At 65.2% G+C, this 25,079-nt stretch carries 21 protein-coding genes and 1 tRNA gene; 17 read left to right on the top strand and 5 right to left on the bottom strand.

Annotation, left to right across the window (positions count from 1 at the left end; genetic code table 11):
• Positions 1 to 102 precede the first annotated feature (102 nt).
• Together rpsO and pnp are read left to right on the top strand one after the other, a co-directional pair.
• Positions 103 to 363, top strand: a complete 261-nt coding sequence (gene rpsO / locus M3M27_RS07740) for a 30S ribosomal protein S15 (protein WP_140718819.1) — start codon at positions 103 to 105, stop codon at positions 361 to 363.
• 150 nt (positions 364 to 513) lie between these two features.
• A complete protein-coding gene (pnp, locus tag M3M27_RS07745) occupies positions 514 to 2,616 on the top strand; it encodes a polyribonucleotide nucleotidyltransferase (protein WP_434027671.1) in 2,103 nt (700 codons plus the stop codon).
• A gap of 213 nt (positions 2,617 to 2,829) precedes the next feature.
• Here pnp and M3M27_RS07750 read toward each other — a convergent pair whose 3' ends face one another.
• From M3M27_RS07750 to M3M27_RS07760, 3 genes are all read right to left on the bottom strand, one after another.
• Positions 2,830 to 3,903, bottom strand: coding sequence for a DUF2272 domain-containing protein (locus M3M27_RS07750; protein ID WP_434027672.1), 1,074 nt, complete (start codon positions 3,901 to 3,903; stop codon positions 2,830 to 2,832).
• Between the two features lie 167 nt (positions 3,904 to 4,070).
• The gene (gene nadC / locus M3M27_RS07755; RefSeq protein WP_434027674.1) at positions 4,071 to 4,937 is read right to left on the bottom strand and encodes a carboxylating nicotinate-nucleotide diphosphorylase; all 867 of its coding nucleotides are present in this window, start codon (positions 4,935 to 4,937) and stop codon (positions 4,071 to 4,073) included.
• A gap of 11 nt (positions 4,938 to 4,948) precedes the next feature.
• Positions 4,949 to 5,218: a Trm112 family protein gene (locus tag M3M27_RS07760; protein WP_140718815.1), complete on the bottom strand. Its 270-nt coding sequence runs from the start codon at positions 5,216 to 5,218 to the stop codon at positions 4,949 to 4,951.
• Positions 5,219 to 5,286: 68 nt separating this feature from the next.
• On the opposite strand from M3M27_RS07760, the gene purE reads away from it, so the two are divergent.
• Complete coding sequence (gene purE / locus M3M27_RS07765; protein ID WP_434027675.1) at positions 5,287 to 5,790, top strand: 5-(carboxyamino)imidazole ribonucleotide mutase; 504 nt, start codon at positions 5,287 to 5,289, stop codon at positions 5,788 to 5,790.
• Complete coding sequence (locus M3M27_RS07770) at positions 5,787 to 6,932, top strand: 5-(carboxyamino)imidazole ribonucleotide synthase (protein ID WP_434027676.1); 1,146 nt, start codon at positions 5,787 to 5,789, stop codon at positions 6,930 to 6,932. Before purE ends, M3M27_RS07770 begins: the two co-directional genes overlap by 4 nt.
• Before the next feature lie 123 nt (positions 6,933 to 7,055).
• Here M3M27_RS07770 and M3M27_RS07775 read toward each other — a convergent pair whose 3' ends face one another.
• A complete protein-coding gene (locus M3M27_RS07775) occupies positions 7,056 to 7,634 on the bottom strand; it encodes a superoxide dismutase (RefSeq protein ID WP_434027677.1) in 579 nt (192 codons plus the stop codon).
• A 116-nt stretch (positions 7,635 to 7,750) separates the two neighbouring features.
• Between M3M27_RS07775 and grxD the strand changes: the two genes are divergently transcribed.
• The 13 genes from grxD to M3M27_RS07840 all read left to right on the top strand — a co-directional run bounded on the left by grxD (position 7,751) and on the right by M3M27_RS07840 (position 24,432).
• Positions 7,751 to 8,071, top strand: coding sequence for a Grx4 family monothiol glutaredoxin (gene grxD, locus M3M27_RS07780; RefSeq protein WP_140718811.1), 321 nt, complete (start codon positions 7,751 to 7,753; stop codon positions 8,069 to 8,071).
• Positions 8,068 to 8,814 (top strand): SDR family NAD(P)-dependent oxidoreductase, encoded by a 747-nt coding sequence (locus tag M3M27_RS07785; protein ID WP_434027678.1) that lies wholly within the window; start codon positions 8,068 to 8,070, stop codon positions 8,812 to 8,814. Before grxD ends, M3M27_RS07785 begins: the two co-directional genes overlap by 4 nt.
• The gene (locus M3M27_RS07790; protein ID WP_140718809.1) at positions 8,811 to 9,410 is read left to right on the top strand and encodes a YhgN family NAAT transporter; all 600 of its coding nucleotides are present in this window, start codon (positions 8,811 to 8,813) and stop codon (positions 9,408 to 9,410) included. Before M3M27_RS07785 ends, M3M27_RS07790 begins: the two co-directional genes overlap by 4 nt.
• A 232-nt stretch (positions 9,411 to 9,642) precedes the next feature.
• Entirely contained in the window at positions 9,643 to 12,012 is a 2,370-nt protein-coding gene (locus M3M27_RS07795; protein ID WP_434027679.1) for a TonB-dependent receptor, read from the top strand.
• Between the two features lie 546 nt (positions 12,013 to 12,558).
• Positions 12,559 to 15,804, top strand: a complete 3,246-nt coding sequence (locus tag M3M27_RS07800; RefSeq protein ID WP_434027680.1) for a TonB-dependent receptor — start codon at positions 12,559 to 12,561, stop codon at positions 15,802 to 15,804.
• A gap of 108 nt (positions 15,805 to 15,912) precedes the next feature.
• Positions 15,913 to 17,301, top strand: a complete 1,389-nt coding sequence (gene ppnN / locus M3M27_RS07805) for a nucleotide 5'-monophosphate nucleosidase PpnN (protein ID WP_140718806.1) — start codon at positions 15,913 to 15,915, stop codon at positions 17,299 to 17,301.
• A 137-nt stretch (positions 17,302 to 17,438) separates the two neighbouring features.
• On the top strand, positions 17,439 to 17,963 hold the full coding sequence (locus tag M3M27_RS07810) for a GspH/FimT family pseudopilin (RefSeq protein ID WP_434027681.1): 525 nt from the start codon (positions 17,439 to 17,441) through the stop codon (positions 17,961 to 17,963).
• Positions 17,954 to 18,436 (top strand): type IV pilus modification protein PilV, encoded by a 483-nt coding sequence (gene pilV, locus M3M27_RS07815; protein WP_434027682.1) that lies wholly within the window; start codon positions 17,954 to 17,956, stop codon positions 18,434 to 18,436. Before M3M27_RS07810 ends, pilV begins: the two co-directional genes overlap by 10 nt.
• Positions 18,433 to 19,566, top strand: a complete 1,134-nt coding sequence (locus tag M3M27_RS07820; RefSeq protein WP_434027683.1) for a PilW family protein — start codon at positions 18,433 to 18,435, stop codon at positions 19,564 to 19,566. Before pilV ends, M3M27_RS07820 begins: the two co-directional genes overlap by 4 nt.
• Positions 19,567 to 19,573: 7 nt before the next feature.
• The gene (locus tag M3M27_RS07825; protein WP_434027684.1) at positions 19,574 to 20,083 is read left to right on the top strand and encodes a pilus assembly PilX family protein; all 510 of its coding nucleotides are present in this window, start codon (positions 19,574 to 19,576) and stop codon (positions 20,081 to 20,083) included.
• Positions 20,084 to 20,090: 7 nt separating this feature from the next.
• The gene (locus M3M27_RS07830; RefSeq protein ID WP_434027685.1) at positions 20,091 to 23,858 is read left to right on the top strand and encodes a pilus assembly protein; all 3,768 of its coding nucleotides are present in this window, start codon (positions 20,091 to 20,093) and stop codon (positions 23,856 to 23,858) included.
• Between the two features lie 10 nt (positions 23,859 to 23,868).
• Positions 23,869 to 24,288 carry a type IV pilin protein gene (locus tag M3M27_RS07835; protein WP_434027686.1) on the top strand — a complete coding sequence of 140 codons (420 nt, stop codon included), beginning with the start codon at positions 23,869 to 23,871 and terminating at the stop codon, positions 24,286 to 24,288.
• 67 nt (positions 24,289 to 24,355) lie between these two features.
• Positions 24,356 to 24,432, top strand: a tRNA-Asn gene (locus M3M27_RS07840).
• A 48-nt stretch (positions 24,433 to 24,480) separates the two neighbouring features.
• On the opposite strand, the gene M3M27_RS07845 is transcribed toward M3M27_RS07840, so the two are convergent.
• The gene (locus M3M27_RS07845) at positions 24,481 to 25,008 is read right to left on the bottom strand and encodes a GspH/FimT family pseudopilin (protein ID WP_434027687.1); all 528 of its coding nucleotides are present in this window, start codon (positions 25,006 to 25,008) and stop codon (positions 24,481 to 24,483) included.
• Between the last annotated feature and the right edge of the window lie 71 nt (positions 25,009 to 25,079).

A 25,079-nucleotide genomic window follows, 5' to 3' on the forward strand; every position in this document is an offset into this window, starting at 1 on the left:
TGGCGCATTCCGGCGCCAAGGGCGCATATCACCAGCAAACGGCGAGTCGGGCGGTGCGCAATCGTGCGTTCCTGCCGGCCACGCATCTACGAGAAAACTACCATGTCGATCGACACCCAGAAGGTCATTGAAGACAACAAGCGCAGCGCGCAGGACACCGGTTCGCCGGAAGTGCAGGTCGCGCTGCTGACGGCCCGCATCGAGCTGCTGACCGAGCACTTCAAGACCCACAAGAAGGATCACCACAGCCGTCGCGGCCTGCTGCAGATGGTCAACCGCCGTCGCAGCCTGCTGGACTACCTGAAGAAGAAGGACGGCGAGCGCTACAAGGCCCTGATCGAGAAACTCGGCCTGCGCCGCTGATCACCCTAATCCGCCGCGGCGCAGCGATGCGCCGCGGCTTCGTTTTGGTTCTTCGCTGAACTTCCGGCCGGGATCGCCCGGCAGCCGTCCACGGCAAGGGCCGCGGCCGGTCCATCCGCAGAAAAGCATTCATTCCCCAAGGAAACCCTCGTGGCAAAAATCACCAAAACCTTCCAGTACGGTAAACATACCGTCACCCTGGAAACGGGCGAGATCGCCCGCCAAGCCAGCGGTGCCGTCATCGTCAACATGGACGAGACCGTGCTGCTGGTCACCGCCGTCGCCGCCAAGAGCGCGCGCGAAGGCCAGGACTTCTTCCCGCTGACCGTCGACTACGTGGAGAAGTTCTATGCCGGCGGCCGCATCCCCGGCGGCTTCTTCAAGCGCGAGGGACGCCCGACCGAGAAGGAGACCCTGGTTTCCCGCCTGATCGACCGCCCGATCCGCCCGCTGTTCCCGGAGGAGTACAAGAACGAAGTGCAGATCATCGCCCAGGTGATCTCGCTCAATCCGGAAGTGGACGGCGACATCCCGGCGATGATCGGCGCCTCGGCCGCGCTGGCGCTGGCCGGCACGCCGTTCAAGGGCCCGATCGGTGCCGCCAAGGTCGGCTACAAGGACGGCCAGTACATCCTCAACCCGACCACCACCGAGCTGCAGACCTCGCAGCTGGAGCTGGTCGTCGCCGGCACCTCCAACGCGGTGCTGATGGTCGAATCCGAAGCGCAGCTGCTGAGCGAGGAAGTGATGCTCGGCGCGGTGACGTTCGGCCACCGCGAGATGCAGAAGGTCATCAACGCGATCAACGAGCTGACCGTCGAGGCCGGCACCAAGCCGAGCGACTGGATCGCCCCGCCGAAGAACGAGGCGCTGATCTCGGCCCTGAAGGAAGCGGTCGGCACCAAGCTGGCCGAAGCCTTCCAGATCCGCGACAAGCTGCAGCGCCGCGACGCGATCGCCGCGATCAAGAAGGACGTGACCGAGCAGCTGGCCGGCCGCGTCGAGGCCGAGGGCTGGAGCCCGGCCGAGCTGTCGAAGGAATTCGGCGAGCTGGAATACCGCACCATGCGCGACGCGGTGCTGGACACCAAGATCCGCATCGACGGCCGCGACCTGACCACCGTCCGCCCGATCGCCGTCAAGGCCGGCGTGCTGCCGCGCACCCACGGCTCGGCGCTGTTCACCCGCGGCGAGACCCAGGCGATCGTGGTCACCACGCTGGGCACCGCGCGCGACGGCCAGATCATCGACGCGATCAGCGGCGAGTACAAAGAGAACTTCCTGTTCCACTACAACTTCCCGCCGTTCTCGGTGGGCGAGACCGGCCGTTTCGGCGCGCCGAAGCGCCGTGAGATCGGCCACGGCCGCCTGGCCAAGCGCGGCGTGCTGGCGGTGATGCCGAGCCTGGAGGACTTCCCGTACACGATCCGCGTGGTCTCGGAGATCACCGAGTCGAACGGCTCCTCGTCGATGGCCTCGGTGTGCGGCTCCTCGCTGGCGCTGATGGACGCCGGCGTGCCGGTGAAGGCGCCGGTCGCGGGCATCGCGATGGGCCTGGTGAAGGAAGGCGACCGCTACGTCGTGCTGAGCGACATCCTGGGCGACGAGGACCACCTCGGCGACATGGACTTCAAGGTCGCCGGCACTGCCGAGGGCGTGTCCGCGCTGCAGATGGACATCAAGATCGATGGCATCACCGAGGAGATCATGAAGGTGGCGCTGGCCCAGGCCAAGCAGGGCCGCCTGCACATCCTCGGCGAGATGAGCAAGGCGCTGACCGCGCCGCGCGCCGAGCTGTCGGACTACGCGCCGCGCCTGCTGACCATCAAGATCCACCCGGACAAGATCCGCGAGGTGATCGGCAAGGGCGGCTCGACGATCCAGGCGATCACCAAGGACACCGGCACCCAGATCGACATCCAGGACGACGGCACCATCGTCATCGCGTCGGTCAACAACGCCGCCGCGCAGGAAGCCAAGCGCCGCATCGAGCAGATCACCTCGGACGTCGAGCCGGGCCGCATCTACGAAGGCAAGGTCGCCAAGATCATGGACTTCGGTGCGTTCGTCACGATCCTGCCGGGCAAGGACGGCCTGGTGCACGTCTCGCAGATCTCCAGCGAGCGCGTCGAGAAGGTCAGCGACAAGCTGAAGGAAGGCGACGTGGTGAAGGTCAAGGTGCTGGAAGTCGACAAGCAGGGCCGTATCCGCCTGTCGATCAAGGCCGTCGAGGAAGAGGGCGCCGGCGAGTAATCGCGGCGATCCTGGCACTCGGGAAAAGCGGGCTCCGGCCCGCTTTTTCTTTGTCCCATGCAAGCCTTGAGTAGGAATGTCTTTCGTGGGAGCGGCTTCAGCCGCGCTGGTGCTTTCCCATTCAAACCCCTGCACAAGGATGTGCAGGCTTTTGCAGAGGGACCTGCATGAAAGCCCCATCGCGGCTGAAGCCGCTCCCACGAAAAGTCGCTGCTAGGGGTTTTCAGGGTTTTGCGGATTCGGGGGATTCTGCCGCTCCTGCCTGGTGGCCGGCCGTGGTGGCACCACGCGCGGGAATCCCGGTGGCATCGCGGTGGGGGCGGATGCGGGAATGGACTGCGACGGGACGACCGGCAGGCTGGCAGGCGCCGCCAGCGCGGCGTCCTCGCGCAGCTTCAGCAGCGCGGCCCAGTCCCGGCGGTTGAAGTCGCACAGTTCCTCGCGGGCGGGCGTGCATTCCAGGCCGGCGCCCTGGGTGTCCTCGTCGCTGCCGCCGTTGCCGTCGATGGGCGCGGGCAGGACCAGGTGGCCGGCGCGGTCCAGCGGCAGCTTGCGCATCATCACCGTGTTGAGCACGTTGCCGCCGATCAGGTACAGCGTGCGATCGCCGCCGACATTGGCGGCCACGACGATGTCGCAATGCGATTTCCAATGCACGGTGCCGCCGCGGGCGAGTTCCGCGTTCAGGCCGGCGAAGCCCAGCGAGCGGTCGCGTCCGCGCAGCAGGCACAGCAGGTCGCCGGGCGCGGGTTTCTCGATGCCGGGGTCGGTCAATCGATAGGGGCTGCCGCCGTCGTTGCGGTAGGCGGCGCGGATGTAGTCGATGTGGCGCGGGGAGCGCAGGAAACCCGCCACGCCGGCCTGCGTCATCACCCACGATACGAAGGCCGCCGACCACGGATTGTCGCTGATGAAGGCGCGGCAATCGCTGGCGGTGTAGCGCGAACCGTCCAGCGCCGCGCAGCCGGGGGCGCCTTCGATGCCGCCCATCGCCGCCAGCGTGCCGCTGTCGCGCCAGTAGCCGGCCACGCGCTGCCAGGCGACCACGCCGTGGTCGGCAAGGTAGCCGCTTTCCGCTTCGGTGATGGACAGGCTCGCCACGCGTCCGCGCAGGTCGATGAACGGACGCATCCACAGGCGATGCTCGTTGCATGCGGTGCGGACGATGGCGATGGCGGCCTGCCCGAGACCGTAGCGCGGCGGCAGGTCGCAGACTTCCGCGGCGGCGGCCGGAGCCGCCAGGCCGGCCAGCGACAGGCACAGCCAGGACAGGCGGGTACGAGCCATCGAGGATCCTTCCGGAGGGAGAGAGAGGATGCCGGGAGGCTGCCAAAGACCACCGCGAACGGGTCGTGAAAGCGCCTGTCGCCGTTCCGGCGAAGTCGTGGGCTCCTACGGTGCGGGCTTGCGGGATGCCCCGCCGCCGTCCGCGGTCGCTCCGGGCGGATGGCCGGTCAGCCCGGCGGCGGACCGAGCTTGAGCGAGAGGTCGACGGCCTGCACGTGCTTGGTCAGCCCGCCGATCGAGATGAAATCCACGCCGTCCTCGGCGATGGCGCGCACGCCGGCCAGGTCGACGCTGCCGGAGACTTCCAGCGGTATGCGGCGCCCGGACGGGGCCGAAGCGACGATGCGCACGGCCTCGCGCCGCATCGCGGCGTCGAAGTCGTCGATCAGGATCCTGTCGCAGCCGGCCTGCAGCGCTTCGCGCAACTCGTCCAGCGTCTCGACCTCGACGATCAGCGGCAACGCCGGCTGCTGCGCGCGCGCGGCCCGGATCGCCGCGCCGATCGAACCGGCGGCGCGGATGTGGTTTTCCTTCAGCATCACCGCATCGAACAGGCCGATCCGGTGGTTGAGGCCGCCGCCGCACCGCACCGCGTACTTCTGCGCCATGCGCAGGCCGGGCAGGGTCTTGCGGGTGTCGAGGATGCGCGCGCCGGTGCCGGACACCGCGGCGACATAGCGTGCGGTCGTGGTGGCGGTGGCCGACAGGGTCTGCAGGAAGTTCAGCGAGGTGCGCTCGGCGCTGACCAGGCTGCGGCTGCGGCCCTGCAGGGTCGCCAGCACGGTGCCGGCGGCGACCGGCTGGCCCTCCTCGACGCGCCAGTCGATGCGCACCTGCGGGTCCAGCGACCGGTGGCAGGCATCGAACCAGGGGCGCCCGGCGATCACCGCGTCCTGCTTGCACAACAGGTAGGCGCGATCCTCGGCATCCGGCAGCAACGCGGCGGTGACGTCGCCGCTGCCCATGTCCTCGGCCAACGCCCGGGCGACGTCGGATTGCACCGTCAACGGATCGGGGGCGATCACGGCCTGCATCGCGATGCGCCTTACTTTTCGGGAAAATCGGCCACCTGGGCGGTGGCGATGGCTTCCTCGGCCAGCAGCACCGGGATGCCGTCGTCGACCCGGAACACCTGCTTGCGGTCGCGGGTGACCAGCGCCTCGCGCAACGGCTGCTCCTGGCGGCTGCCGTCGGCGCGCTGGACGCCACCGGCGGCGATCGCGCGATTGAGTGCCTCCAGCCCTTTCGCGTCCAGCAGCGAAAGCGGCTGGCGGGTGTCGGGCGAGCACAGCAGGTCGAGCAGTTTGCGGTCCATGGGGCTTGTTCGGGTCTTCGTCTTGCGCGGAAGACGGCTAGAATACGTCTTTAAGGCAGGGCAGGGCCATGACCTCGAACCAAACCACGCCGCTGGTCGGCATCGTGATGGGGTCCCGATCCGACTGGGACACCATGCAACACGCGGCACAGAAGCTCGACATGCTCGGTGTGCCCTACGAAGTGAAAGTGGTTTCGGCGCATCGCACGCCGGACGTGCTGTTCTCCTACGCCGAACAGGCGGCCGGGCGCGGCCTGCGCGCGATCGTCGCCGGCGCCGGCGGCGCGGCGCACCTGCCGGGCATGCTGGCGGCCAAGACCGCGGTGCCGGTGCTGGGCGTGCCGGTCCAGTCCAAGGCGCTGAACGGGATGGACTCGCTGCTGTCGATCGTGCAGATGCCGGCCGGCATCCCGGTGGCGACGTTCGCGATCGGCAATGCCGGCGCGGCCAACGCGGGGCTGTTCGCCGCGGCGCTGCTGGCGCCGGAGCACCCGGCGATCGGCGCGGCGCTGGCGCAGTTCCGCCAGCGCCAGACCGACGACGTGATGGCGGCGGACGATCCCCGGCAATGACCACGGTCGGCATCCTGGGAGGCGGGCAGCTGGCCCGCATGATGGTCTTGGCGGGAGCGCCGTTGGGATTGCGGTTCGCGGTGTTCGACCCGGCGACCGACGCGTGCGCGGGCCAGGTCGCTCCGCTGCAGGTGGGAGGATTCGAGGACGAATCCGCGCTGGCCGAGTTCGCCGCGCAGGTCGACGTGGTGACCTTCGACTTCGAGAACGTGCCGGCGCGCAGCGCGCAGTGGCTGGCCGATCGCGTGCCGGTGTTCCCGAATCCCGGTGCGCTGGCGGTCGCCCAGGACCGGCTCAGCGAGAAGAGCCTGTTCCGCGAACTGGGCATCCCCGTCCCGGACTTCGCCGCGGTCGACGACCGGGCGGGCCTGGATGCGGCGCTGGCGCGCATCGGCACGCCGTGCATCCTCAAGACCCGGCGGCTCGGCTACGACGGCAAGGGCCAGTTCCGGATCAAGTCCCCGGCCGACGCCGATGCGGCCTGGGCCGCGCTGGGCGAGCAGGCGGGCAAGGTCGGCCTGATCGCCGAGGCGTTCGTGCCGTTCCAGCGCGAGGTCAGCGTGGTCGTGGTGCGCGGCCGCGACGGCGAGTTCCGCGCCTGGCCGCTGACCGAGAACTGGCATGTCGATGGCGTGCTGTCCGCGAGCCTGGCGCCGGCGCCGGTCGACGCGGGCATGCAGCAACGGGCCGAGGCGCATGCGCGCAAGTTGGCCGGGAAGCTGGATTACGTGGGCGTGTTCGCGCTGGAGCTGTTCGTGCGCGACGGCGAACTGCTGGCCAACGAGATGGCACCGCGCGTGCACAACTCCGGGCATTGGAGCATCGAGGGAGCGGAGACGTCGCAGTTCGAGAACCACGTGCGCGCGGTGCTCGGCCTGCCCTTGGGCAGCACCGCGATGCGCGGCCATGCCTGCATGCTCAACTGGCTGGGCGAGATGCCGCCGGCCGTGCCGTTCCTGGCCGTGCCCGGCGGGCACTGGCACGATTACGGCAAGCAGCCGCGCGCCGGGCGCAAGGTGGGACATGCGACCCTGCGCGCCGATGATGCCCGGGCGTTGCGGGCAGCGTTGGCGCAGGCGGGCGATGCGCTGGGGCGCCAGGCACAGGTGGCGCCGGTGCTGGAGCGATTGGCGCAGGAGTGATCCTGCGGCCCGGCGCGAGCCGCGCCGGGCTTGCCGCCCCAAGCCGCGCATGGGCGCGTGGGTTTTCGCAGGAGGTGCATCGGCGCCCCGCGGCGGCTTGCGTCGCGCCCGCGGGACGCGGGCTCATTGCAGCCGGCTGGCGACGAAGTCCCAGTTGACGACTTTCCAGAACGCTTTCAGGTAGGCGGCGCGCGCGTTCTGGTGGTCCAGGTAATAGGCGTGTTCCCAGACGTCGCAGGCAAGCAGCGGCGTATCGCTGCCGGTTAGCGGCGTGCCGGCATGGGGCGTGCTCGCCACGGCCAGGAGGCCGTCCGGGCGCTGCACCAGCCATACCCAGCCCGAACCGAACAGCGCCAGCGCGGCGCGATCGAATTCCTGGCGCAGTTGCGTGACGCCGCCGAAGGACTGGGCGATCTTCTCGGCGAGCGCGCCGGTGGGATCGCCGCCGCCGCGCGCGCGCATGCATTGCCAATAGAAGCCGTGGTTCCAGACCTGCGCGGCGGTGTCGAACAGGCTGCCCTGGGCGCGCCGGACGATTTCCTCCAGCGCAAGATCGGCGAACTCCGTGCCTTCGATCCGCGCGTTGAGCTCCTCCACGTAGTTCCGATGGTGCTGGCCGTGATGGCTGTCCAGCGTCGCGGCCGACAGGTGCGGCTCGAGGGCGGAGCGGGAATAGGGCAGGGGAGGCAGTTCGATCGGCATGAAGGCGTTTTTTCCTGGTCGGCCCGCGGTTGAACGCGTTGGGGCTTACAATGGGCGGCAATGCGGAAGTCTATCCGACCCGGATGGCCGGGCTTCCGCCCAGCAAGGAGAATCCCATGGCGGTGATCGAGCGGATCCAGGCCGAAGTCGAGCGGTATCCCATCGTGCTGTTCATGAAGGGCACGCCGCAGTATCCGATGTGCGGGTTCTCAAGCCGGGCCGTGCAGGCGCTGCTGGCCGCCGGCGCCGAGCAACTGCACACGGTCAACGTGCTCGAGGAGCCCGAGATTCGGGCCAACCTGCCGCGCTTCTCCAACTGGCCGACCTTCCCGCAGCTGTTCATCCACGGGGAACTGATCGGCGGTTGCGACATCACGCTGGAGCTGTTCGAGTCCGGCGAACTCAAGCGCATCGTCAGCGAGGCCTACCAGCCGTGAGCCAGGAGCAGGCAACCTCCCTGCCAGCGGCGGCGTTGGCGGGGCGCGTGGTGTTGGTCACGGGGGCCGCGGGCGGCCTCGGCGCGGCGGCGGCGCGCGCGTGCGCGGCGGCGGGCGCGACCGTGGTGCTGCTCGGACGGCAGGTGCGCAAGCTCGAGCGCGTCTACGATGCCGTGGCGGCGGCAGGGCCGGAGCCGCTGCTGTATCCGATGGACCTGGCCGGCGCCAGCCCGGACGACCATGCCGAGCTGGCCGCGCGGATCGGGGCCGAGCTCGGCCGCCTGGACGGCGTGCTGCATTGCGCGGCCGATTTCCCCGGCCTGACGCCGCTGGAGAACACGGATCCCGCGATGCTGGCGCGTTCGCTGCATGTCGGCCTGACCGCACGGCTGTGGTTGTCGCAGGCTTGCCTGCCGCTGCTGCGCCAGCGCCAGGACGCGGCGCTGGTGTTCGTGGTCGACGACCCGGCCCGGGTGGGCCAGGCGTACTGGGGGGCATACGGCGCCGCGCAGCATGCGCAGCGCGGCCTGGTATCGAGCCTGCACCAGGAGACCGCCGCCGGGCCCGTGCGGGTCTGCGGCCTGCAGCCGGGGCCGATGCGCACGCCGTTGCGCGCGCGCGCGTTCCAGCACCAGGACGACCATGCGGCCGTGGATCCAGGGCATTACGCGGATGCCTGCGTCGCCTTGCTCTCCGCGTCGGGCATCGCGCACCGCGGCACTGTCTGGAGTCCTTCGGCATGACCATTCTTTCCGCCGCACTGCTGTTGTTCCTGATCCTGGACCCGCTCGGCAACGTCCCGGTGTTCCTCAGCGTGCTCAAGCCGCTGCCGCCGCGGCGCCAGCGCATCGTGCTGGCGCGCGAGCTGCTGATCGCGCTGGTGGTGCTGATGGGGTTCCTGTGGGGCGGCAAGTACGCGCTGGAGCTGATGCACCTGCGCCAGGAGTCGGTGGCGATCGCCGGCGGCATCGTGCTGTTCCTGATCGGCATCCGGATGATCTTCCCGCGCCCGGAGGGGCTGATGGGCGAGATCCCCGACGGCGAGCCGTTCATCGTGCCGCTGGCGATCCCGCTGGTGGCCGGTCCTTCCGGCATGGCCGCCGTGATGCTGATGGGCAGCAACGAGCCGGCACGCCTGCCGGAGTTCAGCCTGTCGCTGCTGCTGGCATGGGGCGCGACCGCGGCGATCCTGTTCTGCTCGCCCTTGCTCTACAAGCTGCTGGGCCACCGCGCCCTGACCGCGCTGGAGCGCCTGATGGGCATGTTGCTGGTGGCGATCTCGGTGCAGATGTTCCTCGACGGCATCGGTACCTATCTCAAGTTGCCGGTGAACATCTGATCGCTACGCGATCTTTGTGACAACTTGATGGCGAGCGAGGACATTTTCCTTGCTCGTCCTTGCCGGCGTGTGTCTGGCTTGCAATACGCCCCGGCATATGGCGGCGACATGTGCTGCTTAACGTGATCGTCACGTTTCGAGCGCCCTCCCTCTTCGGTGGATCGACCGGACGCCGGCATGCCGGCGGCGGGAGGGGCGCGCTTGTCGCATTCCTTCAGCCCAGAGGTCCTCCATGAAATCACGCCAGCCGTCCTCCCTGTCGGTGCTCGCCGTCGCCCTGGCCAGTGCGCTCGCCAGCCACGCGCAAGCGCAGAGCAACGACACCGAGCAACAGCAGAGTTCCCGCGTCACTGCGTCCAGCACGTCCAACACCACCTCGGCGTACGACACCAAGCGCGTGCAGGAACTCGACAAGGTCAGCGTCACCGGCAACAAGAACGCCTACGTGCTAGGCGGCGGCAACATGACCGTGCAGACCGCCAGCAAGGCGATCTCCACCGTGACGCGCGAGTCGATCTCGCAGGCATCCGGCGGCAGCAACTTCACCCAGGTGATCGACGCCATCCCCGGCGTGGATGCTTCCACCAGCGACGTGACCGGCCTGAACAACGGCAACTACAGCCTGCGCGGCTTCGATTCCTCGGCGATCGGCATCACCGTCAACGGCGCGCCGGTCACCGACAGCGGCAGCTACTCGGTCTACGCCACCGAGTACGGCGATGCCGAGAACTACAACGACATCACGGTGATGCAGGGCACGCCGAACGTGGACCAGCCGGAGATGGGCGCCACCGGCGGCCAGATCGCCTGGTCGACGGTCGATCCGACCCACGATTTCGGCGTCGACTTCAACCAGGGCTTCGGCAGCAACGACTATCGCCGCAGCTTCATCCGGGTGAACACCGGCGATACCGGCCCGGTGCGCTCGTGGGTCTCCTTCTCCCGCAACACCGCGGACAAGTGGAAGGGCAAGGGCACGATGGACGTCAACAAGATCGACGGCAAGAGCCTGTGGGAGATCAGCCCCGGCAACTCGATCAGCGCCTCGTTCCAGTACAACCGCCAGTCCAACTACTCCTACCAGACCGGCAGCAAGGCCCAGCTCGCCAACGATTACGAGTACGACTACGCGGACGACTGGGGCACGGGATCGACCTCCTACTACAAACTGCGCCGCAACCCCTACAAGAGCCTGCTGGCCAGCCTCGATGGCGAGTTCACCCTGAGCGACAGCCTGCGCCTGTCGGTGGTGCCGTACGTGTGGTGGGGCCAGGGCGGCGGCTCCAGCGCCACCACGATCCGCCCTTCGACCAGCAGCGCCAACGTCTACGGTCGCTCCGGCAGCGTCGCCGACGCCAGCGATTACGCCTACACCTATTCGTACTCCAGCACGGTGCGCCCGGGCATCGTGGCCAAGTTCTTCCAGGACATCGGCCTGGACCACAATCTGGTATACGGGTTGTGGTTCGACCGCTCGCGCAAGAGCCAGAACAGCAGCAGCGTCGCCGTCGACCAGTCCACCGGCGAACCCTGCGACGTGTGGGCCGATACCGACAGTTGCTTCATCACCTATCCGGACGGTTCGGTGCAGCAGAGCTATCGCACCTACACCGTGACGAACGTGCAGAAGTACTTCGTCCAGGACAACTGGACGCCGACCGACGATTGGGCGCTCAACCTGGGCCTGTCGTGGATCCATGCCACCCGCAAGGGCCACAACTACCAGTGGCCGGGTTCCACCCAGGAGATCGGCGTGGAGTTCGACAACAGCTACAGCAAGCTGCTGCCGGCCTTCGGCGTGAAGTACTCGCCGGACAGCCGCAACCAGTTCTTCTACGGCGTGGCCAAGACCTTCCGCGTGCCGGCGACCAACTCGATCACCTTGAACATGTCCGCCGACCAGGCGATCCCGGAACCGGAGTCGGCCTGGACGAACGACATCGGCTGGCGCTTCTACGGCGACCGCCTCGCCGTCTCGTCGATGCTCTACCAGAGCAACTACGAGAACAAGCAGATGAGCAGCTACGACCAGAACACGGCGCTGACCACCTACGTATCGATCCCGAAGGTGCGCATGCGCGGCTTCAACACCGAAGCCAGCTACGCGTTCACCGACAGCCTGAAGCTGTATGGCTCCTACACCTATACCCAGGCCAAGATCCTGAGCGATACGCTGGCGGTGGGCACTTCCAGCGGCGTCTACGAGTACGCCGTCGGCGGCAAGCAGTTGGCCAACACCCCGAAGAACATCGCCAACCTGCGCCTGAGCTACAACTACGGCAACTTCTGGGCCACCTTGAAGGGACGCTATTCCGGCTCCCGCTACGGCGACTACATGAACACCGAACGGGTCGGCGGCTACACCACCTTCGGCATCGACACCGGCTATACGTTCAACGATTGGGCCTGGCTGAAGAAGCCCTCGATCAAGCTCAACCTGTACAACCTGACCGACAAGCGCGCGATCACCTGGGCCAATACCACACAGGTGCTCGCCGCCTCCGGCGCCAGCGAGTACCCGGACGTGGCGCCTACCGGCACCCCGTACTACTCGGTGCTGGAATCGCGCGCCTTCGCGGTGACCTTCGGCGCTTCGTTCTGACCTGATCCAGGCGTTCCACCGAAGCGAGTCCATGCAGGGAGGCCGGCGCCGAGCGCCGGCCTTTTTTTTGCGCCTGTGTTCCCGGCACCCCGGGCTCCCCAACGCCCGGGGTTGTCATTTTTCTTTCAAGTTCGCGGTTCCGGACGGCTTCCCCCGACGACGGACGAGCATGGGACTTTCTTTTTTCTGAATGAATTCAGGTTGATGTGCCATACGCTGGCGCCTGCGGACCGGACCCGCATCACGGCCGAGGTGGCGGATGCATCGCACTGCGAAGAGCGCTTGCCGGCGGGTGCGTTCCGGATGTTCTGTCCGCAACAAATGTCCTGATGCGCTAAAAATGTCATGGCACGGTCACAATCCGTGGATACCGTGTTAACCTGTTGTTAACCGTTGCGGCTGCAACCGGCCGCCCGGTCAGGGAACCCCAGAGCACAACACATTCAGGTCCATCCATCTCTTCCAGTGGATGGATCAGCACGTCTTTTTTCGTCCGCCAAATCCGCATCGAGGCTACCGACAATGACTGACCACCGCCGTCTCCGCATGTCCAAGCTCACGCTTGGTCTCGTGGCTGCGCTCGCCGCCGCTCCCGTCTTCGCGCAGAGCACCTCCGCCGGTGTCGGCGGCCAGGTGACCACCACCAGCGGCCAGCCGGTTGCCGGTGCCGAGGTGACGATCACCCACGTGGAGTCGGGCACGGTCAGCCGCGCGACGACGGATGCCGCCGGCCGCTACAACGCGCGCGGCCTGCGCGTCGGTGGCCCGTACACCATCACCATCACCAAGCCCGGCGAAGGCACCAAGACCGAGGATGGCGTTTATCTGGCCCTCAATCAGATTAGTACGGTCAATGCGCAGCTGACTGGCGACGTGACCACCTTGGGTACCGTGACCGCAACCGCGATCGCGGGTGGTTCGGAAGTGTTCAGTGCCAACAAGATGGGGGCGGGTACCTCGATAGACCAACAGAAGATCGAAGCGCTGCCTTCGATCAATGGCAATATCCAGGACTACATGCGCCTCGATCCGCGCGTGGCCTTCGTCGATCGCGCTTCGGGCACCATATCTGCCGGTGGCCAGAATCCACGCTACAACTCGATCAGCATCGATGGCGTCTCGGCCAGCGATACCTTCGGTCTGGAAGGCAACAACATGACCACCCGTCGCCAGCCGGTATCGATGGAGGCCATCGAGGCGATCGACATCAACCTGTCCAACTATGACGTCAGCATCGCCAGCGCCGTGGGTGCGACGGTCAATGCCGTAACCAAGTCGGGTACCAACGAGTTCCATGGATCTATCTATGGCAACTACCGGGACGGCGACTGGTTCGGCGACAACCCGGATGGCACGCCATTCAACGGCTTCACCAAGGAGAAGACGTACGGCGCGACCTTTGGCGGCCCGATCGTCAAGGACAAGCTGTTCTTCTTCGCCAACTACGAAAAGTTCGAGCAGAAGGCTCCGGGCGCCGACCTGAGCAGCACGGCTTATGGCAAGCCCAATGCGTTGATCACCGATTCGGTGATCCAGCAGGCTCAGGATATCGCCCGTAACACTTGGGGCATCGACGCTGGCGGCCTGTCCAGCGACGGCAATACCGACCTCGAAGAGTACGCGCTGAAGCTGGACTGGAACATCAACGACAATCATCGTGCCAGCCTCCGTTACAGCAAGTTGGAGCAGAACAAGCTCCGGATCAACGGCATGAGCACCAGCAGCCAGGTATCGCTGAGCTCTTACTGGTACGAACACGAGAAGACCGTCGAGAGTTACGTCGGCCAGCTTTTCAGCGACTGGACCGATAATTTCTCCACCGAGTTCAAGGTGTCCTATCGCGATTACTCGGCGATCCGCGTCGTGCCGACGACTGCCCCGAGCATTGCGATTTATATGGGAGGCGACGAAGCTACTCCGTCCGGAGACGTGCTGTACTTCGGTACCGAGACCAACTCCCAGAACAATATCCTCGAAACCAAGACTTGGAACTACTACGCCGCGGGTACTTGGACGCTGGGTGACCATGACCTGAAGTTCGGCGTCGATTACAGCGACAACGACGTCTACAACTACTATGGCGCCAATTCCTGGGGCGTTTACCGCTTCTATGGCCTGGAGAACTTCCGTCTTGGCAAGTGGAGCCAATACGACCTCAGCGCCGAAACTTCGCCGGGTTCGATCGCCGCAGACTACAAGAACAAGAACCTTGGCCTGTTTGTGCAGGATACCTGGTACGTCAACAGCAACCTGACGCTGACCCTTGGCCTGCGCGCCGATCGCCCCGATACCTCCCCGGCGCCGGCCTACAATGCTGCGGCCTCAGAAAAATTCGGTTACGACAATAGCAAGATCTTTGATGGCGACTTCCTGATCCAGCCGCGCTTCGGCTTCAATTACACCTTCGATACCGATCGCCCCACCCAGCTGCGCGGCGGCGTCGGCTTGTTCCAGGGCGATGCACCGCAGGTTTGGATCGGCAACAGCTACGCAACCACCGGCCTCAACTACACTTCGTACATCAACTACTTGGTATCCAGCAGCCCGTCGAACCAGACGTGGACCACGCTGCCGTTCAGTCCCGATGGTTTGGCCCAGAACGTGCCGACGGTCGCAGGTTCGGCGACCCAGAACGTCAACTTCGTGGCCAAGGATTTCAAGTTGCCGTCCGTATGGAAGGCCAACTTGGCATTCGATCACGAACTGCCGTGGTACGGCATCGTCGGTTCGGCCGAGTTCCTGATCACCAAGGTCAAGAACGGCTTGTTCTACAAGAGCTTGAACATCGGCAATGTGGCCGCCCCGGGTGAGGATCCGAGTCCGACCTTCTATGGTCCGGATGGCCGAGCCCTGTATTGGAACCCGAACAAGCGCAATACCGGCGTTTGGCAATCGGGTGATGCGCGTGCCGGGCGTGACCGCAACTACAACAACGTATTCCTGATCGACAACACCGATAAGGGCGAGAGCCGTCAATTCACGGTGTCGTTGACCAAGCCGTTCAGCGAGACGAGCGATTGGTCATGGACCTTGGGTTACACGTACACCGACGCGACCGAAGTGGGCCCGCTTACCAGCTCCACCGCCAGCTCGGGCTTCGGCTACCAGTATGGCTTCAATACCAACGACAATGTTGCCACGACCTCGCGCTACGAGATCAAGGATCGGGTCTCGGGCTCGCTGAACTGGAAGCACAAGTTCTTCGGCGATTACGAGACCCGCGTGGGCTTGGTATACGAAGGCCGCAGTGGCCGTCCGTTCAGCTACATCTTCAACGGCGATGCCAATGGCGACAGCCGTACCCTGAACGACCTGTTCTATGTCCCGTCGGGTCCTGGCGATGTGCTGTTCGGAACCATTGGCAACAACGGTTCGTTCACGCCGAATGCCGCGTTGGAGAAGCAGTTCTTCGACTGGCTTGCCCAGCATCCGCAACTGGCCAAGTATGCTGGCACCTACGCGCCGGCCAACGGCTTCCGTACCGGCTGGGTCAATACCTTCGACGTGCGTATCACTCAGCAATTGCCTGGTTTCGCCAAGGGGCACAAGTCGGAACTGTGGCTGGATATCCAGAACGTCGGCAACCTTCTGAACAAGAAATGGGGCCGCATCATGGATTACGGCTTCTATGCCGATGCCCGTGTTGCCAACCTGCAAGGTATCTACAACGGGAAGTACGTGTACAACACCCTGTACACCGATGCGCCGACCGCCGCCAACTCCGACGCGGACGGTTTCAACATCGGCGTCTCGCAGTGGTCCATGCAGTTGGGCTTCCGCTACGAGTTCTGATCCTTCGCGGTATATACTGCAGTCCATGGAACGGCCGGGGCGACCCGGCCGTTTCCTTTTGGATGGGGGAGTGCGTTACATTCCCGCGGCTGCAGACAGGAGCACACGATGGAAACAGGCAATACGGCACCGAGGGCGTTGCCGGTGGTGGACGCGCGGATCTATCCGCGGGGCGGTCTGGACGTGCTGTCGCGGGCGGAGGTCGCCCGGTTGCGCGACGCCTCCAGCGGCGGCATGCACGAGCTGCTGCGCCGCTGCGCGTTGGCGGTGCTGACCAGCGGCAGCGCCTCGGACGATCCGCGGGCGGCCCGCGACCTGTACCCGGACTTCGACATCCAGGTCGCGCAGCGCGACCGGGGCATCCGCCTGGAATTGACGAACGCCCCGGCCATGGCCTTCGTGGACGGCGAGATCATCAACGGCGTGGCCGAACTGCTGTTCGCCGTGGTGAGGGACCTGGCCTACATGGCGATCGAGCTGGGCCCGGAATCCACGGCCGACCTCGAATCCAGCGAGGGCATCACCAACGCGGTGTTCGGCCTGCTGCGCAACGCCCGCATGCTCCAGCCCTCCGATCCCAACCTGGTGGTCTGCTGGGGCGGACACTCGATCTCGCGCGACGAATACCTTTACACCAAGCAGGTGGGTTACGAGCTGGGCCTGCGCGGCCTGGACATCTGCACCGGCTGCGGCCCGGGCGCAATGAAGGGGCCGATGAAGGGCGCGACCATCGCCCATGCCAAGCAGCGCCGCACCAGCACGCGCTACATCGGCATCACCGAGCCCGGCATCATCGCCGCGGAGTCGCCGAACCCGATCGTCAACCACCTGGTGATCATGCCGGACATCGAGAAGCGGCTCGAAGCCTTCGTGCGCCTGGGGCACGGCATCATCGTGTTCCCGGGCGGCGTGGGGACGGCCGAGGAGATCCTGTACCTGCTCGGCATCCTGCTGCGCGAGGAGAACCGCGACCTGCCTTTCCCGCTGGTCTTGAGCGGGCCGACCATCGCCGCGCCGTACTTCGAGCAGATCGATCGATTCATCCGCCTCACGCTCGGCAACGAGGCCGCGTCGCGCTACGAGATCGTGATCGGCGATCCGGTGATGGTGGCCCGGAAGATGGCGGAGGGCATCCAGCGCGTGCGCGAGTATCGCAAGGACCAAAAGGACTCCTTCTACTTCAACTGGTCCGTCGACATCCCGCTGGAATACCAACGTCCGTTCGTGCCAAGCCACGAGGCGATGGCGGCACTGGACCTGCACCACGGGCGCCCGGCCCATGCGCTGGCCGCCGACCTGCGCCGCGCCTTCTCCGGCATCGTCGCCGGCAACGTCAAGGAAGACGGCATGCGCCGGATCGAGGCCTTCGGCCCGTTCGAGATCAACGGCGACCAAGACATCATGCAGGCGCTGGACGGCCTGCTGCGCGCCTTCGTCGAGCAGCGCCGGATGAAGATCTCGGGCGAGTACCACCCCTGCTACAGGGTGGTGACCTGAGTCGGTATCACTCGGCATGTGATGGGCGTCAAATCGTTGACGCCCATCCCGCCTGAACGACCGTTCGTCCCCGGGGATCTTGCCGCTTCGGCGGCGCTTTGTCAGGCTTTGCCCAACACGCTGGGGAGCGTTCTTCGATGTCACCTCGTCGGATTGGCGGCTTCACGCTGGTGGAGCTGATGGTCACCGTTGCCGTGCTGGCGATCCTGTCGGCGATCGCGTATCCGAGCTTCCAAGGGGTGATCCGTTCCAATCGCGTGGCCACCACGACCAACGAGTTGATCGCCTCGGTATCCCTGGCCAGAGCCGAGGCCGTGCGCAACAACCGCGGGAGCAGCATCTGCGCCAGCGCCTCCGGTCTGGGCTGCGACGGCAACTGGGCCGATGGATGGATCGTCTTCTCGGACAGGAATGGCAACGGCACAGTGGACGCGGACGAGGCCGTGCTGCGGTATTCGCAAGGACGCAGCGACATGCTGGTCAGCGGTCCGGCCAACTTCGTCCATTTTGATTCCCGCGGCCGCCGCACCAGTACCGAGGCCGATGCGGGCTCGCTGGCAGTGCAGCCTGCCGAATGCGGTGGAGGCGAGTATCGGCGGGAACTGGCGATCTCGCCGACGGGCCAGGTGCGAAAGGATGGGGGACTGGTTGCATGTCATTGAGTACCGGATCCATGAGAAGAAGCAGGGGCGGGCAAGAAGGCTTCACCCTGATCGAGGTGATGATCGCGGTACTGGTACTGGGAGTCGGCCTGCTGGGCTTTGCGCTGCTGCAAGTCAACAGCCTCAGGATGTCGCAGAGCGCGAACTATCGTACCCAGGCCACCAATCTTGCGACCGAACTGCTCGACCAGATGCGCAGCAATCGATTGAGTGCGGCCGCCTTCGCGGCCCAGGCAACGTTCGCCAAGGGGAGTCGCAGCGGCAACCCGTGTGCCCCTGCCACGGGAAGCCAGAATGTCTCGGCGATGGCGGAACTTTGGAAGTGCCAAGTGGTGCGAGCACTGGGAGACAATGCAGGCGCGACCGTGACCTACCAGGGAAATGTCGTCCAGGTGACATTGGTCTGGGGCGAGCGTACGCAGGCCGGCGACGATCCGGAGGAAACCAGCTTCGAAGTAAGGAGCAGGTTATGAGATTGGTGGCCTACAGGACGGTGAAGGGAATGTCACTGGTCGAGCTGATGGTGGCGCTGGTGATCGGCAGCATCCTGATGCTGGGGGTCGTGCAGATATTCGGCGCCTCCCGGACCGCATATCAGCTCAGCGAAGGCATGGCCAGGACGCAGGAGAACGCACGCTTCGCCATCGATTACCTGCAGCGGGACCTGCGCATGGCCGGGCACTGGGGGTGCGTCAACGACCAGTCCCACCTGCAAAGCGCAGGCGCGATGGCGTCGCATTTCCCCAGCGGCAACGATCCGCTGAACTTCGCCGTCTCGATCCAGGCCTATGAAGCGACCGGTACTGCGCCGGGAGACGCGGTGACCTTGGGCGCGGCTGCCTCCGGATGGTCGCCTGCCTTGCCGGGGACGATTTCCGGGCTCAATCCGTTGCCTGGCAGCGACATCCTCGTATTGCGCTATCTGTCGAACCAGGGAGCGCCGGTGAATGCCATCACTATGTCCGGCTCGAGCACCTCCTTCACCGTTCCGGTGGAGCGCTGGAGCGCCTTGACGGGCGACGGCGTGAGCGCGCCGCGCCTGTTTGGCATCGCGGATTGCAGCTTCGTCGACATTTTTCCGGCCAGTGCGGTGTCAGCCGGGGCAGGCATGGTCACGACCGGTTCGGCCATCGACCGCTACACCGCCCAGCCGTCTGGCCAAACCGTGCTTTACCGGGCCGACTCCGTGGTCTACTACATCGGCGCAGGGGCGAGCGGCGAGCCGGCATTGCGTCGTGCACGCCATGACGGTACCGCCTATGTCAGCGAGGAGCTGGTGGAAGGGGTGGAGAGCATGCAGTTGGTCTTCGGGCGCGACCGCGTGACCGACCTGACCACGAAGCCGCCCAGTGGCTACATCGACGACTATGGCACGGCGGAAGACATCGGCGCGAACGCCGATCAATGGCGCCGGGTGGGAAGCGTCCAGGTCGGCCTCGTCATGCGGAGCCCGGAGCCTGCGGCAGCCCCCCAGCCTACGGAGGAAGGTCTTCGTGTGCGCGCGCTTGGCGTGCGCTTCGATCCGTCGGCCAACGGCGATGGCCGGGTGCGCGCCAGCTACGAGACCACGGTCGCGCTGCGCAACCGCCTCTACGGCAACTGAGGTGTCCATGGACAGGCAAATCTCCCGTTCGCACGGGCCCAAGGCAGAGCGGCAATCGGGTGCGGTGCTCTACGTTGCCTTGATCATACTGATCCTGCTTGCGCTGCTTGGCGTTGTGGGCATGCAGGTCACGGGGTTGCAGGAGAAGATGGCTTCCAATTATCGCGCCGCCAATCTGGCGTTCCAGAATGCCGAGGCACAGGCGAGGAACGTCGAATGCGGCGTCGAAGATCTGGTGAACCGGACCAGCACCGTCGGTTGTCCTGCGGTTTCGAACGTAAAGGTCTGCGATGAACCGTTCGACGCAGTCGGCTGGGCAGCCTCGCTCACGTACAGCGATGGCGACCAGACCAATGTGCGCCTGATTGGCCCCTGCATTTCGGGCAATTCTAGCTTCGCCATGGGGAAGCCGATCAACGAGGACGCCAACCCGATCTACCAGATCACCGCCTACAGCACCAACGACGGTGCCAATGGCTCGGCCGATTCGGCCGTGGACACCATTTTCAGACCTTGAGGTCGACATGACGTTCCGCAGAAAGAGACTGGCCGCATTGGCGATCGTGTTGGCGGCGCTCGCCAGTTATGGCCTGTTCAACGCCTTTTCCATCCAGGGACAGGGAGAGTTGGCGCAGTCGCCGCTCAACATAGACGCACCGAAAACGCCTGCATTCATCATGGCGGTGGACGACTCGAACTCGATGACGTTCGAGCGCATCTTTCCTGGAGGCGATGGACGGCTACAGTGGAACTCGGGGAACGCGAGCTTCTTCCAGAGTGCCGGGGTTTTCTACAACGTAGGGGCGGGATGCTCGAACAACTCCCCCGACTGCTTGCTGTATCTGTTCCCCCATAGCGGCTACAACGCCTCCTACAGCCCCGGCAGGGCCATTCCTCCGTTGGATGCTTTCGGCTTTGCGCGTTCGCCGGCCTATAACAAGGGTTACTTCGATCCCAATGTCGTCTACCAGCCTTGGCTCAATCCGGACGGGAAAACGCGCTGGAGCAATGCCGATCCCGAGAATGCCAGGGCGGATCCGCGCGATCCTGCGGTCTACGGAAGCAGCTTTGCCCGGGCGTACAACGTCGTTTACAACCTCAAGGCCAATCGCGCCAACACAACGGAGACATTTTCCCTGCTCAATGGCATGAGCATTCCCGATCTGGCGGGGCGCGGAATGAAGTACTACTCGAACAGCCAGTGGCGAACGAGCGCGCGCAGCATCACCAGCAATACCTCGATCGCGTTCGATTACTTTCCCGCCACCTTCTATCTTCCGGAAAACCAGGCCGCGCCGGCGGGATACAAGACCGGTGACGAATATCGCCCGATCGTGAGGAATGCCTGCGGCCCGGGCTGCAACCTGCGCCGTTATGAGATCAAGCCGGACAACTACGACAGCGGCTACAACGATGCGATCCAGAACTTTGCGAATTGGTTCCAGTACCACCGCAACAGATTGCTGGCCATGGTCGGCTCGATGACGGAGTCGATGGCGGCGGTCGACAACATGAGGGTGGGCTACTTCACCATCAACAATCGGGTGAAGGTCGACATGCGCGACATCCGGGATCCCAGCGGCAAGTCGGCGCTGTACGACCAGATGCTGAGGCTGCAGGCCGGAGGATTGATCACTTCCGGGAGCGGCGGCACGCCCAACCGCAGTGCCGTGGCCCACCTGGGCAGCCAATTCAGCCGTGCGGAGGAGGACGGAAGCGCGCCGATATTGAATGCCTGCCAGAAGAATGCCGGCATGTTGTTCACCGACGGCATCACCAATGCCAGCGACAAGGTAAGCGGCTATGGCAATGCCGATGGAGGCCTGGGGTCACCGTTTGCCGACAACTACGGAGACACCATCGCGGACATCGCCGCCAGCTACTACAACGGAGCCAATGTGCCGCTGCGCACCGGCGATGCCTTCCCCCGCGGACTGGTGAAGGTGCCGAAACAATGCGCGGAACTGGATCGGGATTCCCCGGATTGGAAGCGCTTGGACTGCCAGGCAAACCTGCACATGAATTTCTACGGCATCGTGCTGGGGGCCGGGGGGCGCATCTACGGCGCCAACGAAGCCGCCACGAAAGATCCGTATGCCAATCCGCCGCTGTGGAATACCTTACCGAATCCTTCCAGCGTCGATGATGGAACGGCCGTGGACGAGATATGGCATGGCACGATCAATACACGTGGCGAATTCGTCAATGCGCAGACTCCGGCCGAAGTGACCGCCGCCATGCGCCGCATCCTTTCCCTGAGCGGAGAAGGGAACTCGCCGTCTGGGAGTTTGTCGCTGACCGGTTCGCGCATCGGAACGGGTTCCTTCTCGGTGACTCCTTCCTACGAAGCCACGAACAACGGTACCGACTGGTACAGCAAGCTGACCGCCCAGTCCATCGCCACCAACGTGATCACGGGCGAGGTCAAGTACACCACCTTGTGGGAGGCCAGTGCCAAGCTGCCGGACGCAGCCAACCGCAATATCTATTACGGCGGCGCCGACGGCACGGCGCGGGAATTCTCCTCCACTACGATCGGGCTTGCGGATCTTTGCAGCAACACGGCCAATGGCATGTCGCGCTGCAACGGCAGGATCAATGATCTCGGTATCGACGCGGCGCAGGCGATTGCCTACCTGCGCGGCGACCAGTCGTTGGAGAGTTCCGAGTCTACGCCACTGCGCAAGCGTACGACCCGCTTGGGCGACATCGTCAACTCCACCCCAGTCATCTCCGCACCTACCGACGACTTCGGGTATCGCTCGATCTACAACGCGGCCCTCAATCGCTACGATGCCTATGGCTACGCGGCCTACATGACGGCGAAGAAGGACCGCAAGCCGATAGTCTACGTGGGCGCCAACGATGGAATGCTGCACGCATTCGACGGCAAGACCGGGGCGGAGCTATTCGCCTATGTGCCCCAAGCAGTGCTAGGGCACATGGGCAACCTGTTGTTCCCCTACAAGGAGGAGGACAAGGACTACCAGGTGTTCCAGCACCGCTATTACGTTGATGGCCCAGTTGCGGTGGCGGATGTGGCAAGCAGTGCCGGTAACTGGAGGACAGTGCTGGTCGGCACTACCGGTGCGGGAGCCAAGGGGGCATTTGCGCTGGATGTCACGAGGCCTGACAGCTTCGATGCCGGCGACGTCTTGTGGGACATCAACGGCAACAGCAGCGATGCGATCGTCGCCAGCAACATCGGACATGTCCTCGGTCGCCCCGTCATCGTGCCGGTCAAGAACGCCAACGGCAGCGCCAGCTGGAAAGCGATCTTCGGCAACGGATACGGCAGCGCCAACGGCCGGGCGGCGTTGTTCGTGGTCGACATCAGGACCGGCAAGGCGACGGTGATCCAGGCGATCGAGTCGGGAGTGGCGGGTAGCAACGGACTGGGAAACATCGTCGTGGTGGATCGCTGGAGCGGCGATGGCCTCACCAGGCAAACGCGCGATGGCTTCGCCGACACGGTGTACGCGGCCGATCAGAACGGCGCCATCTGGAAGTTCGACCTGCGCCAGGTGCCGGCGAATCCGTCGAACAGCTCGACCCTTGCCGCGGTCACAGTGCCCCTGTTCGTGGCCAGGGATTCCCAGAACAACCGTCAACCCATCCTTGGAGGAATACAGGCAGCCGCTGGCCCAGCAGGCGGCGTCATGGTCTATTTCGGAACGGGTGCCTTTTCGTTCGTGAACGACGAGAACGATGTCTCGAAACAGACTCTGTATGCCGTGCTCGACCGCGGGGACGGCCGTACGCTTGGTCGCGCCGATCTGCAGGTCCAGACGGTCGTCGCAGCGGATGATGGTTCTCGCACGATGGTCGCCAACGCGATGGGAGTCGGCAAGCGCGGCTGGTACATCGACCTGCCGGGCCGAGGGGAGCGCTTCGTCGGTTATCCGGAGATCGCCAACGGCATCGTGTTCTTCCCGACCTACGAACTGGGAGTGGTTTCTTCCTGCGGTCCCAGTGGCACCAACTGGCTGTATGGGCTCAATGCTTTGACCGGCGCGCCCGCGCTGTCGGGATTGCGCATCGGATCGTTGAGCGGAGCCGCTTATGGGAGCGGTACTGCCGGGATAGGATTGCGAACGGATGGCTCGGCGCCGGTGAAGGATGTCGCGGTAATGAGCACATCGCGCTTGACGCCGCTGTCGGAAGGCGCAACGGAAAGCGAGCTCGCCAAGGCGCTCGAGATGCAGTGCTCCATGGTGGTCCAAGCTTCGGGGGCCGAAGCGGGCTATATGCCACGTGCGTGCGGCCGCCAGTCGTGGCGCCAAGTCAAATGAGGAACGGGACATGGATCTGAACGGAACCAGACAGAAGGCTGCGGGTTTTACGCTGATCGAGCTGATGATCGTGGTAGCCGTGGTGGCGATCCTGGCCGCGGTCGCCTACCCGTCATACCAGGAGTATGTGCGCAAGGCGCGGAGAGGGCAGGCCAAGGCGGACTTGGTGGAGTACGCACAGCGCGCCGAGCGGTACCATACCGTCAACAACACCTACGTGGGCTTCACGCTCCCTTCGCTGCAGTCGCCGCGCGAAGCGGGTGCCACAGCCCGGTACACGTTGGCCCTCAACCCGGCGCCGACCCAGTCCACGTTCACCATCGTCGCCACCGCGACCGGCGCCCAGGCGACGGACAAGTGCGGCAATCTGTCCTTGGACCAGGCGGGCAGGAAGGGCAACAGCCAGGGCAGCCTTGCCGACTGTTGGTAGCCTCGAAAAAATTTTTTGAGGAAAGGCTTGCTCCAGCCGGAATGATCTCGTTACAATGCGCGCCCCCGCCCGAATAGCTCAGCCGGTTAGAGCACTTGACTGTTAATCAGGGGGTCGTTGGTTCGAGTCCAACTTCGGGCGCCATATCCTGCAAAGGGCTGCGAGAGATCGCAGCCCTTTGTTTTTTTGGCTTCACCGGCCGCAGGGCAGGTTGCCTGTGGGGCGGGAGGTGCGGACGCGGCCGAGGTTGTTCACGACGATTTCGGCCATGAAGCGTTCATCCGAGCAGACCCGCACGCTCAGGTTTGTGCCCGCACTGCGGCCGTCCGGCAGGAAGCGGATGAGGCGGCGGCCCGGGCTCGAGAGCAGGCGCGTCGCGCCTGAGGCCGGCCGGTTCTCCCACCTGAGCACGGACGCGGCGTCGGCGGGCTGGGGTGTCCTGCCGGGATCGCGGTACATGATCCAGCCGCGGCTCCAGTCGGTGCCCTCCGTACAGCGGAGCCCGTCCGCGGAAGGACACACGGTGGTGGGGGTGCGATGGCTGATGGCCGCGCTGCGGGCGCTGGCGAACTGGGCGCTGAGCAGGTGCGTGGCGGTACGGGCCCGTTGCCGTTCGAGCGTGGCCTTGAAGGCGGGGATCCCGATGGCGACCAGGATGGCCAGCACGGCCATGGCCATCATGGATTCGATCAGCGTGAAGCCGGTGTCTCTGCCTGGCATTGCGACTGCTTCCCTGCGGTCCCGGTGCAGTGTCGGGGGCAGGGGCGCCGGCATGAATCGGTGAAGCAGTC

Source organism: Xanthomonas boreopolis (genome assembly GCF_046529185.1).
GTDB lineage: Bacteria > Pseudomonadota > Gammaproteobacteria > Xanthomonadales > Xanthomonadaceae > Pseudomonas_S > Pseudomonas_S boreopolis.